We start from the raw sequence: 12744 nt of genomic DNA, 5'->3' as shown, positions 1-12744 counted from the left end.
GGCGCCTGCTCCTTTGCCACCGCGGGCAGTTTCGCGGCCTGAGCGCCTGCTGCAGCTGGTATTTCAGGTAGCGGCGGGTACCGGGCCACTGACCTGCTGCGCTCCTTCCTCCAACAGCTGCGGCGTTTTTTCGGAACTCGAGTTCTCGGTCGTGCCCTGCTCGCGACCGGACCTCTACGGTGAACCTCTGCAGTCGGCGCATGGGAGACGCGAACAGGTGACAGTGCAGTTTGAGGGGCTGAGGGCAGACGGGACGAAGGTGCCTGCACCCGCCTGGATCGAGGCCTCGCTGAAACTCAAAGAAGGCCGGGACCCGCTCGGACTCCAGACGACCACGCAGGACCGGCTGATGCCGGTCCTGCTTCCCGGCATCCTGGAGTTGTCGCGGCGGGCCCGCTACTTCTCGTTCCACGCCTTCCTGCTCGCCGAGTACCGCGACCGGCACCTCGCGGCTGACGGCAATACGCTGTCGGCATTCATCAAACGTCGGGAGTGGGAGTACGGCCTGGCTGTACTGCGCTGCCCCCGGGACTGCGGATCGAGTCCGGTGGGGGCCCGCAAACTGAGCGGCCTGGCGATGGGGCCGGGGCCCTATGGGCGGGGTGAATCGGTGGAGAGCGCCTTTGGCGGCTACGGGCTGTACTACCGTTCGCCGATGGCCGAGTTCGGCATCGTGGCCAGAACAGGGACGCTGCTCGGCGGTCGGCCGATCCCCATCGACGTGCTCTACGACACCGACCGGGCTCGGCGGCTCGCGAACACATTCAAGTCGGCCGTGGAGCACACCGCGTACTACCAGCGTGTCATGTGGACGGCCGACGACCTGCCGGCTGATGTGATCGATGAGTACGCCCATGTCGCCTGTTTGTGTCGACTGCGGGAGCTGCCTGAAGAGCGTGACGCCGTCCACGCTGCGCTGTTCGGTACGGACACCCCGGACGCCGAAGTGCTCTCCACCGTGGTCGGTGAAAACAGCGAACTGCTGGGCGTCGACGATGGTCCGACAGTGGTCGGGGAGGTGTTCTCGGAGGCGGGGGTGCGGCAACGGCGCCTCAGCGTTGGCCACTACCTCTCGCTCCTCGACACTGACCCGAGCGTCGTCGCCTCGGAGACCGCGTACCGGGACGCGCTGTGGTCGCCGCCGGCGCCCCGCAGCGAAGCCCATGCCGTGGTAGCGGGTCAGTGGGCTGCGCTGATAGCCAAAGACGTCTGGCAGGAGGCGCTTTGCTCGGTTTGGTCCGAGTTCTGCCGAGCCGGCCTGACCCGCACCCGTGATCTTGGCCGGGGCCTCACTTGGGATGAGGTGCGCAGGGTCGCTGCTGGTCTGGCTGCCGGGCAACCGGACCTTGACCCGACCTCTTTGACCACGGCCCTCGCCGCCCAGCTGGCGGCCGGGACGCTCGCCGTTCCGGATACCGATGGCACCGACGTGGATGTGGCAACTGCACCGCTGGACGATCTGCGACGGCTCACCAGCCGGCTCGATACCGCCTCCTCCGGTCTTGTGGTGGTGCTTGAGCTGGCCCGCCGGATGGAAGGCCGCGCAGGAGACGGCTGGCAGAAGGCCGCCGGCATCAGGTCGGGATGGCAGCCCTCGATCGCTGGCGTCATCGCAGCCCTGGGCAGCCATCTGGCCGATAGCCCCACTGTGGCGGACACGTTGTGGTGGCTGGTGTCACGGTTCGTCATCCCCGTCCATGAGCGGATCGCGTACTCGAAGCTGCCGGAACTCACCTTCCGCTTCCGTTGGGAGGACGGCCTGCTGCGCTTCTACGACCATGGAATCGGGCGGTTCCCGCTGGCAGCTGTTCGCAATGCGCCCTTGTCGTCCCTCACTTGGGACCTCGGCTTGTGGAGCGAGACCGACGACGATAAATGTCCTGCAACTCTGACCGCACGGGGCATGAGATTCGTCGAAGAGGTCCTCGGATGACGGACACTCCCGAAAACGGTCCGGTGATACCCAGAGTCCAGCCCATCGTCGAACTCTTCACCGGCGGCGCGCAGGCGCTATGGGCCACGACGTACACCATGGATCTCGCACTGTTCAACGAGTTCCTCCTCGCCCGGCTCGGCGAACCGCCGCTCAACATCGCCGTGCTGGCGGACCACCGGCGTCTCACCACCAGCCTCTCCCGCATACCAGCGGAGCGCGCCGACACGCTCGCACCGGTGAACCGCCGCTGGCTCCTGCGCGGTGTCCGAATCAGCGGGGCATTCCACCCCAAATCCTATCTGGCGGTCACCGGTGCCAGGGCCACGCTGCTGGTCGGTTCCGGAAACCTGTTGGCCGGAGGTCTGGACGACGGCCGCGAGGCGTTCACCACCTTCCGGTCTGGCACCCCGGTCGGCGACGCCGCCATCGCCGCGTGGCGATCGTGGATGCGGCGCCTCGTCGGCATAGTCGGTGACACCACGCTCGCAGCACGGTTCCAGCACCTCGAAGGCCAGATCCCGTCCCCGGCCGTGGCCACCCAGCACGTGCCATCGCCCCTGCTGCACAACCTTGACACCCCGATCGCCGACCAGCTCGCAGCCGTAGTCGCCGAGTCGGGAGCTCGGGTGAACGAGCTATGGCTGGCCGCTCCCTTCTACGACGCCAATGCCGTCGCAGTCGGCGCCCTGCTCGACATGCTGAAGCCCGAAAAGGTGAACCTCTTCGTCACCGGGTCGACCAGCGTCAACGGCGAGCGACTCGCCGAGCGGCTTGCCGCAAGCGGCGCTGGCGTGTCCGTGGCTGCCTATGAGCCCGATCAGTTCGTCCACGCCAAGCTCATCGGCATTCTGGCGGGACCGCGAGCGTGGCTGGTGTCCGGATCGGCGAACCTCTCGAGCGCCGCGCTCAGGCTGACCCACGCCACCCAAGGCAACATCGAACTCGCCGTCCTAGCCCCGCTGGAGGCCGATGAGGTTCGGGTCGCTTTCGTGCCGCCCGGCACGACGGTCCGGGAACACAGTCTCCGAGCTCTGACGTCCCTCAGCTTCCGCACCCACCCGGAGCCGGAATCCCCAACTGTGCAGCTTGTGACCGCCACCGCGCTTCCCGATGGCCGGATCGAGATCACGACCGAGCCACCCTGGAGCGACGACTGGCTCCTCGACGACCTCACATGCCGCCAGCCCCTCACCGTCGGCGACAACGGCCGTGCGCTGACCGCCGGGCCGCTGGAAGGCCGACTTGTCCAACTCCTCGACGCCGACAAGCAAGTCCTGTCGAACCGTGTCATCGTCGACGACCCCGCCGCCCTCGCCGCCACGCTCATCAAGAACTCGGCCCGCTCCGGCGGCGACATTCCCCCCGAACTCCACGGCGCAGACCTGGACACACCTCTCGGCCGGGCGCTCATCCGGCTGCACCGCAACCTCACCATGGACGTCAGCGAACTGGCCACGACCACCGGTACCGCAGCGGAGGCCCGTGGCGAGCACGGTGAACAGACGGATGACGACCTGTGGGACCGCCTCGAACGTGAACAGCTCGCCCGCGACCCCCGGGCGAGTGTCTACAACCGCGTGTGGAGGCGCCATACGCTCGATGGCGCCGAACCGCTCGTCGAACTGCTCGAGGCACTCCGCGCCCGTACCCCCGCCACGGCCAGCCCGCACGCGCATTCGCTGCTCGCACAGCTCCTCGACCGCACACACGAGCAACCTGACCACGGTCAGCACAGGCCGCCCCGCTCCTGGAAGCCGTCCACGCGAATCAGGGTGCGCGCCCGGAACGTCCTGCGCCGCTGGGCCGCCGCGCAAACCGATCCACGCCTTGTATGGGTCGATCCGTTCGCCCCCGCCGGGAACTTCGCCGTGATGACCATTACCCTCGCCCACCTCCGCCTCGACCAAGCCCGCCACCCGGAGCGAGCCGAGCTCACCGACGACGACCTGGACGAGATATGGCAGCTGTGGCTACGGCCGTTCGTAGGGACCGGCCAGGGCGACGGCTGGCTCGACCAGCTCGACGAGCCGACCCGAACGCAAGTGCTCAACCGGCTGCCCGCCTGGCTGCCCGAAACCGTCGCGGCTCTGTGCTGGCTGGTGATTCAGCCTGGCAGCGACCGGCGCGAACGCGTCGTCGCCGTCAAACCGGTCCTTGCGGCGGCCCTCGCCCACGGCCTGCTCGATCCGACCGAGACGACAAGCCATTACCTATCCGCTATAACCAGACAAAACATCACCTGTGACGTGGCCGACGATCAGCTACTCGCCGCCATCGACTTCATCGACGACGACCTCTGGTGCGCCCGCACGGCTGAAGAGTTCGGCCTGGACGAGCTGAGGCTGGCAGCGTCGCCGGGTGTAACGGCCGTCCAGCTCCGGCTCGATGTCCGCGGCATAACCACCCCGTTCATCGACGCGCGCGTGCCCCGTCTGGTCGTCGCGGCACGGCACTATCGCCGGTGCGATGGAGTCGTCCTGATCGCCGCCGACTGCGGCTGGCGTCTCGCGTTCGTGACCGATGAGACGATCGCCTACCTGCCCGGCGTGGGCGAGACGTTGGCCGAGTCGGCTCGGCCACTCACCCGCGGAGCCCTTGAGGAACTCTGTGCGGCAGGCGGCGTCCTCGCCGACCTCTTCCCCGCCGAATATGCGACGACGCTTTGATGCCGGGCGAGTGACGGGGACGACGGCGCGCGGGACAGGGCCCGGGGAAGCAGATGGTCTCGAGCCGCGAGGCTCGGATCGGCCGGACCTGTTCTCCCCGTGCCCCTTGACGGCTCAAGAGGGGGGCGCTGCCGCTGGCTTGGATCTCGGCCGCGGCCTGACGGGAGATGGTGCGGTGTCCACAGGCCAGCGTCGGCCCGCGCCGCGCCCGCGGCTGGCGGTGGCGCTGCAGGTGGCCCGGGGCGCCGCCAGCCCACTCCCCGGGGCAGTCGAACGGCGATGACGTCGTACGCATGATCCGCCAGCGCCAGACTCGAGACGGCACCGGGGTGATCCGCACGCCATCATGCAGATCACCGGCGTGCGGTGGGAGTGTCTAAATTAGACACTCCCGCGCGCCCCCTGCGGCCCTGCAGTAGGAGTCCGTGGTTTCCGCGGAGGTGCTGTGGCTATACGCGGCAGCTGTCGGTGTGGGTGACTTCTCGGAAGTTGGCGATGAGAGGGCTGGCCATGGACTCGCGGTAGACGACGGCGGCACGACCGTAGGGCCAGGTGATGTCGTCGTGGAAGTCCTGCTGGGCTTCTGCGCAGCTGCCGAACATCAGACCGCGGACGATGTCGGTCCAGCCGGCATCGTCCTGGTAGCTCTGCCCTTCGGGGTAGATGCCAGGGCCGAAGGTGACGAACATCGTCTGCGCCGAGGGGTTGAACGTGACGGTCACCTCGTCGCCCATGTACTGCTGCCCTTGAAGGACGGGAGCAGCGCCCTCGCGCAGGCGCTGTGCGGCGGCTTTCTCCGCCTGTGTGGCCGGTACCCGGGCGGCGGCCCACTCCTCAACGGTTGGCTGAGTGCTGTCGCTGCGGGTGTAAGCGGGGGAGGGGGCAGCCGATGAACGAGGGCTCGGCGAGGAGGATGCCGGTACGTCGGAGGTGGTCAGCGCGGGGCCGGTTTCAGGGCTGGCGGTGTGCTGTGCTGCAGGCGTGAGGCCGGCGGCCGACGTTCTCTGACCGCCGGGTGCGGAGGCCGGTCCCCCTGCGGCGGTGGATGACTGCGTGGCGACGAGGACGCCACCGAGGCTCCCCACGACGGCAGCGGCTGCGACGACCGCCAGGTACAGGCGAGTACGGCCGGTGCGTTTCGAGGGGGCAGGCCAGATCGGCTCGTCGGACGGCAGATCCCAATTGAGACCGACCAGGTCGGCTATCAGCGTCGGCTGAGGCAGATCGGCGGGCCCGGTGACGGCTGTGGTCTGGCTGGCAAGCAACTCACCACACACTTGTGCGAGTTCGGATGCTGCCGGCCGGCTGGAGGGTTCCTTCGACAGGGCCCTATCCACCAGCTGGCGCAGATCATCGCCCATGCCGTCAAGGTCGGGCTCGGCGGACAGGACACGAAAAGCCACGGCGTCCGCAGCACCGCTGCCGAAGGGAAGACGCCCTGTTGCCGCGTAGGCGACCAGGGCACCCCAGGCGAACACATCGCCCTCTGGGCCGACCGTCCCGGTGCGGTAATGCTCAGGGCTGATCCACCCCGGCGTGCCCGTCATCACGCCAGTGCGGGTGACGGAAGTCCCGTCCAAGGCATGAGCGATGCCGAAGTCCAGCACCATCGGTCCCGAAGGCGCCAGAATGACATTCTGGGGCTTCACATCCCGGTGGACAACACCGGCTTCGTGGACTGCGGACAGTGCGGCTGCGGTACCCGCGGCCAAGGTGTACAGACGGGCCCCGGCCAGGGGCCCGCTGGCGGCCACGTACCGGTCGAGGGTGGGACCGGGTACGAAAGCGGTAGCGAGCCACGGACTGGGCGCATCGGGGTCAGCATCAAGCACCGGGACCAGGCAGGCCCCCGCAACACGCTGGGACAGGTGGACCTCCCGCCGGAACCGAGCACGGAACTCGTCGGCGGCGGCCTGCGCCGGATGCACGACCTTGACAGCCATCCGCTCCCCAGCACCGCTGAGCGCGGCATACACGGTGCCCATGCCGCCGGACCCAAGGCGCCCCACAACGCGGTAGGGGCCGACACGCTGCGGATCACCTTGCTGCAATGACTGAACACGGCTGGACACGATTGCTTCCCCCTGGTGATCAACAGCACGCATACGCCAAAAGTGGTGATCAATCGTATCGACTACCTGCGCAACCGGAGGCGATGGCAGATGCCGCTGCCAGTCCTCACCCTGCCAGCTCACCCTCGCCTCGATCCGCCATACACCCGCCCTGCCCAACACCGACCACATCGCCGAACGCGCAGCCCACCACCCAGGCAAGCCCGAAGCCGCGCACCTTACTGCCCTGCCCGTCGCCTCAGTACCGACCCGTGGCGGGACACCGTCCGCCAGCACGCCCGCAGCCTCCAGGTCGCGATTGGCCAACTCCCGCCCGCCGCACACAGGAACTACGCGACGCACTGATCACCGCAGGCGACATCGACGCCCACCAGATGTAACTACGTGCCGCAGATTTCTGTACAGTCCGCCCGCAGCCGGAGGCCGCTCGTGATTCTCGCCGGGCCCCTCGCCGCCTGCCGGTCTCCTGATCGGACCCCACGCGCCAGCGGGCCGCCGCCCGGTGCCGGGTCATGCTTCGCTGGGGCAACTCACGTGCGGGCCGGTCGACTTTGTGGCTACTGGGCGGGCAGGCTGGAGGGATACCCGCAGCCGATCAGTGAAAGGGGAGCGTGCCGATGCCACTGACCGCGCGCCTGTACGGGCACGGGACGCTGGATGTGACCCTCGACGGTCTCGGTGTCGGCATGGCCTGGGAGGCGGTGTACCGGGTGCGGCCGAGGCCGGTGCTGGCCTGCACGGAATGCGGGCTGGCGATGCACGCGAAGGTGTCCGGACGCGGTGGGCGGTTCTTCGCACACGACCGCCGCAGCACCACCTGCGCGGCCGCCGGCGAGACGGAGGAACACCGTGCTCTCAAGCGGGCCTTGGCCGCCGCCGCGCGGGAGACCGGCCACCGGGCGGAGCTGGAGGTGCGCGCCGCGCACGGCGGCTGGCGGGCCGACGTCCTCGTCACCGCGCTGTCAGGAGCGCGGACCGCTCTGGAGGCGCAGGTCTCCTCCGCGTCGGTCGACGAGGTCCTCGAGCGCACCCGCCGCTACCAGGACGACGGCCTCGGCGTGGTCTGGTTCACGCACCGCGCCGCGCGCTGGCTCGACCGGGTGCCCGCCGCCCGCCTGTACCGTCCCGCAGGGCCGGACGGGCCGTGGATCCGTCTGCACCCGCTCGTGCGCCGGTTCAGCGTCGTGGCCTGCGCGGAGGTCTGCGACCCCAGCCCGTTCTGGCACGGCCCTGTTCACGCCAGCTGGGACCACGGCGAGGAACGGGATCTCCCACAGTTCGTCGACGCTCTTCTGTACAGCCGCCTCGTCCCCCGAACGGCCACCACAGCCCTGGGCACCCGCTACGACGGGTGGGCAGCCCCCGAGGACGTCACGGCGGCCGAAGAGTACGCCGCGTCGATGCAGGCCACACGGCCCGCACCCGCATGACCTGCGACGCCCCCCACCACGGGTGCGGGAGCCGAGGACTCCCCGTAGGCGTCGCCACCCGACTGTCGGCGAGCGTGCGCCTTGTGGTGGGTGCCGGGCGGCGGCCCTCGGCCATCACGGGCCGTATTTCGAGCGCCCTGTGCGATCCCCGCCCCTACGATCACCTGGTACGACTGCTGGAGGGGCGGAAATGCTCGAGGACATCGAGGACAGGGCAGTGGCAGCGATGCGGCTCGCGGGAGATGCGCCGCTGCAGAGCACGCTCGATGTCGCCGACCCCGCTGACTGGCTCGCGCTGGACGCAGCAGTACGCGAGGTGGCCTGGTACCGCCCGCAGTTCCTGCCGGGGTGGGAACACTCCGCCCCACTGCCCGCCGACCTCACTCAGCTCGGCGAGTCCCGGCTCGCACTCGCCCTCTGCCACCGCGACGGGCGGATCCGTCAGGAGGCCCTGCGCCAGTCGGTCCGGTACCCCGGCCTGCTGCCGTTGGTCGTGATCCGCTGCACCGACTGGGTCGAGCCGGTGCGCGAGCAGGCCCGGCGGCTGCTGCGCGAAGCTCTCAACGTGGACTCTGCCCTCGACCTCGCGCCGCTCATCCTCCGCGTCGGCCGCCGCGACAGAGGCGCCTTCGGCGTCGATGCGCTCGGCCACATTCTGCGTCAGGCATCTCACGGGCAGCTCGCTGTACTCTTCGCTGACCCCGACCGCATCGTCCGTCGGTTCGCCTACCGGCTGGCCGTCGAAGGCCGACTGCTCCGTCCCGCCGAGCTGGCCCGCGCGGCCGCCCGGGACGAGGACACCGTGGTCCAGGACCTGTGTGCCACAGCGGCGCTCACGGTTCTTGGGGATGAGGAGGCCTACGAGGATGTGCTGCCTCCACTGCTGTCCGCGCGCAACCCGCGTACCCGCTCGGCCGGCGTCACCGCGCTGCGGCGGGCGGGGCGGTCAGAGCACGCGGAGCCGTTTCTCAGCGACCGGTCCGCGCTCGTGCGTGCTTGCGCACGGTATGTCGTACGACAGCAGGGAGGTGATCCGGCGGCCTGGTACCGGGAGCGGTGCACGGCCGCGGACGACCCCGAGTTGCCGCCCGGTGCGGTCATCGGGCTGGCCGAGTGCGGGAACCGCGCGGACGCAGGGCTGTTGTGGCCGCTGCTCGCGCACCCGGCGGCGGGGGTGCGGGCGCGAGCGGTGGCAGGGCTGCGGGCACTGGACTGCGTGGATGCGAAGCAGTTGCGGCCGCTCCTCGACGACCCTGCCGCCGGTGTCGTCCGCGAGACGGCCGTCGCCCTGCTGCCTTCGGCAAAAGAACTGCACGCCGACTGGCTACTGGAGCGCACCGGCCTCGAGCGGCCGCGGCACGTCCGCGTGGGCGCATTCCGGCTGCTCGACGCGCGCGGCGGCATCGTGGCGCTACGGGTGGCGGTCGGCCTGTTGGAGGACCCGGATGTGAAGCTGCGCACCTGGGCCGGCCAATCCGTGCAGCGCTGGCATCCGTCGGCGGACGTGCGGCGCGGTGATGCGGAGGTGGGGGAACTGCTCGACCGGAGCCGACACCTCTTCAGCGACTACGTGCTGCGCCGGCGCAAGTGGGAGGCCGGGGTGGACAGCTGAGACTGCACCGCGGTCCGGAACCCTGCTCGACACTCGCCGCCCGGCGGGCCTGGTGACAGCACGCCTGCCTTGGTGACAACCATCGTGCTTCGGCTCAGTTCCTGTTCTCCTGCTCCCGGTGCCCCGCCCGCGCTACAGCTCGAACTGCAGGTCGACGAGGTCTTTGAGTTCCACTTCGAGGCCGTGGGCGCGGCGGCCGTTGTCGCGGAAGTACACCTCACCCAGGGCCTCGGCCGCGACCTGACGCAGCTCGTCCTCGTCGACCCCTGCCTCCTGGGCTGCAAGGAGGCGGGCGGCGTGACGGGGCGGCAGGGCGAGGGTGAGGTGACGCACACGGGCCTGGTCGGTGCTGCCGGCGGCGGCGGTGTAGCCGAACCTCGCCTGCACATCGATCATGATGCCGCTAGTGGTGGCCGCGGCCTCCTTCGCCCTGGCACGGATCTGCGGCTGCCAGCGCGTGCGGACTTCGTGTGCGAGGCGGCGGGCGAGCTCGGGCCGGGGGGTTTTGATCTGGTTCTTCACATACCGCTCGACCGTGCGCTGGCTGATGCCGAGCAGCTCGGCTACGCGCTGGGTGCTGCGCTGGTGCTGCTTGACCAGGTAGCGCATCTGCGCCCCGGCCGTTTTGGGAACGGGACGCGTGAACGCGCCCTGCACCGCCTTGTCGAGTTCCTCCCCGACCGTGACCATCGCCGTAACGCTCCTTATTCTCCGGTGTCCTTGGCGGTGACCTCGCCGGTCTTGATGTAGCGGGCGAGGTTGGCGACATGGCCGTCTGCGCCGAGCTGTTCGAGGACGTCCGCCCCCCACAGCACGCTCTGGGTGCCCTCGTGCTTGACCATCCCGGGCGAGACCCCCAGCCGGAAGCTGCCCGGCACCGTCTTGCCGTCGGCGCCGTAAGGCAGGACGTCCAGCGGGCTGGGGCCGTCGGCCGCGTACACCGCGCAGTCCGAGAGGACCGCGACCGGGTAACGGCCGGTGGCCGCCGCGAGGTTGAGCATCTTGCGGTGCATGTTGATGCGGGCCCGGGAGATGACGGTGGCGCGGATGTCGGGGCGCCATGTCGGGCGGGCGAGGGCGGGCCAGGCCTGCCCCGGCTTCCAGCCCCCGCCGCGCGCCTTCTCCTGCAGCTTGCCGATGCCGCCCTTGACGGTCATCTTGACCGCGTCCACCACGATCCCCAGCTCCGGATCACGGCTCTTGTAGCCGTCCATCGCCTCCAGGAACTCCTGCGGGGACAGCTTCTCCGCGACGCCGAGGTCCGCCATGGTGGCGACGTAGGCGTCGCGCAGCCGCTTGTACCAGCCGTCCAGGAACCGGCCGCTCTCACGGCGCACCCACGCCTCCACCGGTGTGACGTCGTAGCCGAGCTCGACGGCGTAGGCGACCGTCGGCGTGGCGTACCAGGCCGGACCGGTGGGGCGCTTGCCGGTCGGCGTGAACGGGCTGGGCAGCAGCACGCCGTCCAGGTCGCGCCACTGCTTGCCGACCTTCACCCGGGCGAGGTCGACGTGGGAGAGGTCGACCAGCCAGGAGCCGGGCATCGCCGCATCGAAGGCGGGGCGGGTGACGTGCACGGGCGGCGAGGCTAGGCCGACGACGGCTCCGTTGGCGGCCGCGCCGAAGGCGAGGTTCACATCCAGGCCGACCAGGTGCCGCTGCATGCACTCGGCATCGGTCAGGTCCCGCGCCCAGTCGTAGGCCTCCTCGAACAGCCTCTCGCCGGGCCCGCGCACGTGGAAGCGGGGCAGATGGGCCAGGACCGGGTGCCCGTCAATTGCCTCGCACGGCGCGGAGTCCACCGGCTCGCTGCCCAGCGAGCCGGGCCGGTGCTCGCGGTGCCGCCTGCCATCGGCGTCCGGCTCGCTCGCGCGGGTCGGCGGGCTGAGCGCGGTCATCAGCTGCAGCCCGGTCACGGCGGTGGAGCCGACCGGCGTCATCACCCGGGCCGCGTACACCCCCAGCACCCGGGCCAGCTCCGGCGACAAAAGCTGCGCGGCATGGCCCCAGGCACGGCCGTCCAGGGCACGCCAGGAGGGGATGCACAGCTGCACGCACTGGCGGCGGCTGCCCTGGGCGGGGCGGTAGATCCGCGCCCACGGCCCCAGCCCGCGCTTGGTCAGCTGCCAGTCGGCGCGCTCGAGCTGCCTGATGACCTTGTGCCCCTCCGGCAGCCGTCCGGCGAGCCGCTCGGAATCTGACAGGGCGGCGGGCAGCCCGTAGCGTTCGCACGCGGCCTCGGTGAGCACCAGCAGCGGGTCGGCGTCTTTGCCTGAACCGTGCAGCTTCTCCGCCCCTAGCCGCGCCTCGGTGAGCGTCCACTCCACCAGCGCGGGCAGCGACTTGGCGGGCACGTCCATGATCAGACCGCCGACGCCGTAGCCGGTCACCCGCCGGTCGGAGTCGGCGTCGAGGACGAGCAGCGGACCGTGCGCGTACGCACCCCCCGATACTGCAGTGCCCGCGGGGGCGGCTTTCTTCATGCCCGGGCGGCGCGAGGTCTGCGGCGCCCGGGCGGCGTGCGGACGTGCTACGGCGGCCGGTGCGGCAGCAGTCGCCGGGGGAGTGGGCGGGGCCTTTTCGGCCTCAGCTGTGGCCGTAGCCTCCGGTGCCCCGGCCGGGGGCTGAGCCTGCGCTGCGGACGCCTGCGTGGTGAGCGTCTGCGGCCTCGCCGCCTCCTCCTGCGGGGCGCCGGTGTCCTGGGGGGCGGGGTAAAGCTGGGCGAGCTGCTTCAGCAGGCGCGCGTACGCCTCCCGCTCCGGGGGCCGCGGCTCGGCCTTGCCCGACTCCCAGCCGCCCACGGTCGCCCGCCGCACGCCCAGGGCAGCGGCCACCTCATCCAGGGTGAGCGCGTGCGCCTGACGCAGCCGCCTGCGCTCGGCCGGCGGCGGCAGCGGGGAGCGGGACGCGACCAGCGCGTCGACCGCGTCGAACAACTCGGACATGGGGCACCTCCGTCTCTCACCCTACCCTGAAACGTTCCTATCGCGTACCAGTAGCGTACGAATCACGCACATCTAGCGTGCGG

At 70.2% G+C, this 12744-nt stretch carries 7 protein-coding genes; 4 read left to right on the top strand and 3 right to left on the bottom strand.

All coding sequences use genetic code 11. The features are described from left to right. The first annotated feature begins 217 nt into the window (after nt 1-217). Nucleotides 218-1933, top strand: a complete 1716-nt coding sequence (locus tag AQJ91_RS38600; protein ID WP_159054751.1) for a trypsin-like peptidase domain-containing protein — start codon at nt 218-220, stop codon at nt 1931-1933. Beyond that, nucleotides 1930-4602, top strand: a complete 2673-nt coding sequence (locus AQJ91_RS38595) for a phospholipase D-like domain-containing protein (protein ID WP_067031540.1) — start codon at nt 1930-1932, stop codon at nt 4600-4602. The genes AQJ91_RS38600 and AQJ91_RS38595 overlap by 4 nt, the downstream gene beginning before the upstream one ends. 449 nt (nt 4603-5051) lie before the next feature. Here the strand turns inward: AQJ91_RS38595 and AQJ91_RS38590 are convergent, their stop codons facing one another. After that, nucleotides 5052-6797 (bottom strand): serine/threonine protein kinase, encoded by a 1746-nt coding sequence (locus AQJ91_RS38590; protein WP_234383297.1) that lies wholly within the window; start codon nt 6795-6797, stop codon nt 5052-5054. 494 nt (nt 6798-7291) lie between these two features. Here AQJ91_RS38590 and AQJ91_RS38585 point away from each other — a divergent pair, with 494 nt between their 5' ends. Next, nucleotides 7292-8104, top strand: coding sequence for a competence protein CoiA family protein (locus tag AQJ91_RS38585; protein ID WP_067031533.1), 813 nt, complete (start codon nt 7292-7294; stop codon nt 8102-8104). Between the two features lie 190 nt (nt 8105-8294). Next, nucleotides 8295-9716 carry a hypothetical protein gene (locus AQJ91_RS38580; RefSeq protein ID WP_199848138.1) on the top strand — a complete coding sequence of 474 codons (1422 nt, stop codon included), beginning with the start codon at nt 8295-8297 and terminating at the stop codon, nt 9714-9716. A 132-nt stretch (nt 9717-9848) separates the two neighbouring features. Here the strand turns inward: AQJ91_RS38580 and tpg are convergent, their stop codons facing one another. Together tpg and tap are read right to left on the bottom strand one after the other, a co-directional pair. Beyond that, on the bottom strand, nt 9849-10406 hold the full coding sequence (gene tpg, locus AQJ91_RS38575; protein WP_067031530.1) for a telomere-protecting terminal protein Tpg: 558 nt from the start codon (nt 10404-10406) through the stop codon (nt 9849-9851). A gap of 14 nt (nt 10407-10420) precedes the next feature. Continuing rightward, complete coding sequence (tap, locus tag AQJ91_RS38570) at nt 10421-12661, bottom strand: telomere-associated protein Tap (RefSeq protein WP_067031527.1); 2241 nt, start codon at nt 12659-12661, stop codon at nt 10421-10423. Nucleotides 12662-12744: the final 83 nt, after the last annotated feature.

Source organism: Streptomyces dysideae, assembly GCF_001514305.1.
In the GTDB taxonomy this organism is placed as follows: Bacteria; Actinomycetota; Actinomycetes; order Streptomycetales; family Streptomycetaceae; genus Streptomyces; species Streptomyces dysideae.
This window is presented reverse-complemented; position numbering and strand designations above follow the sequence as displayed.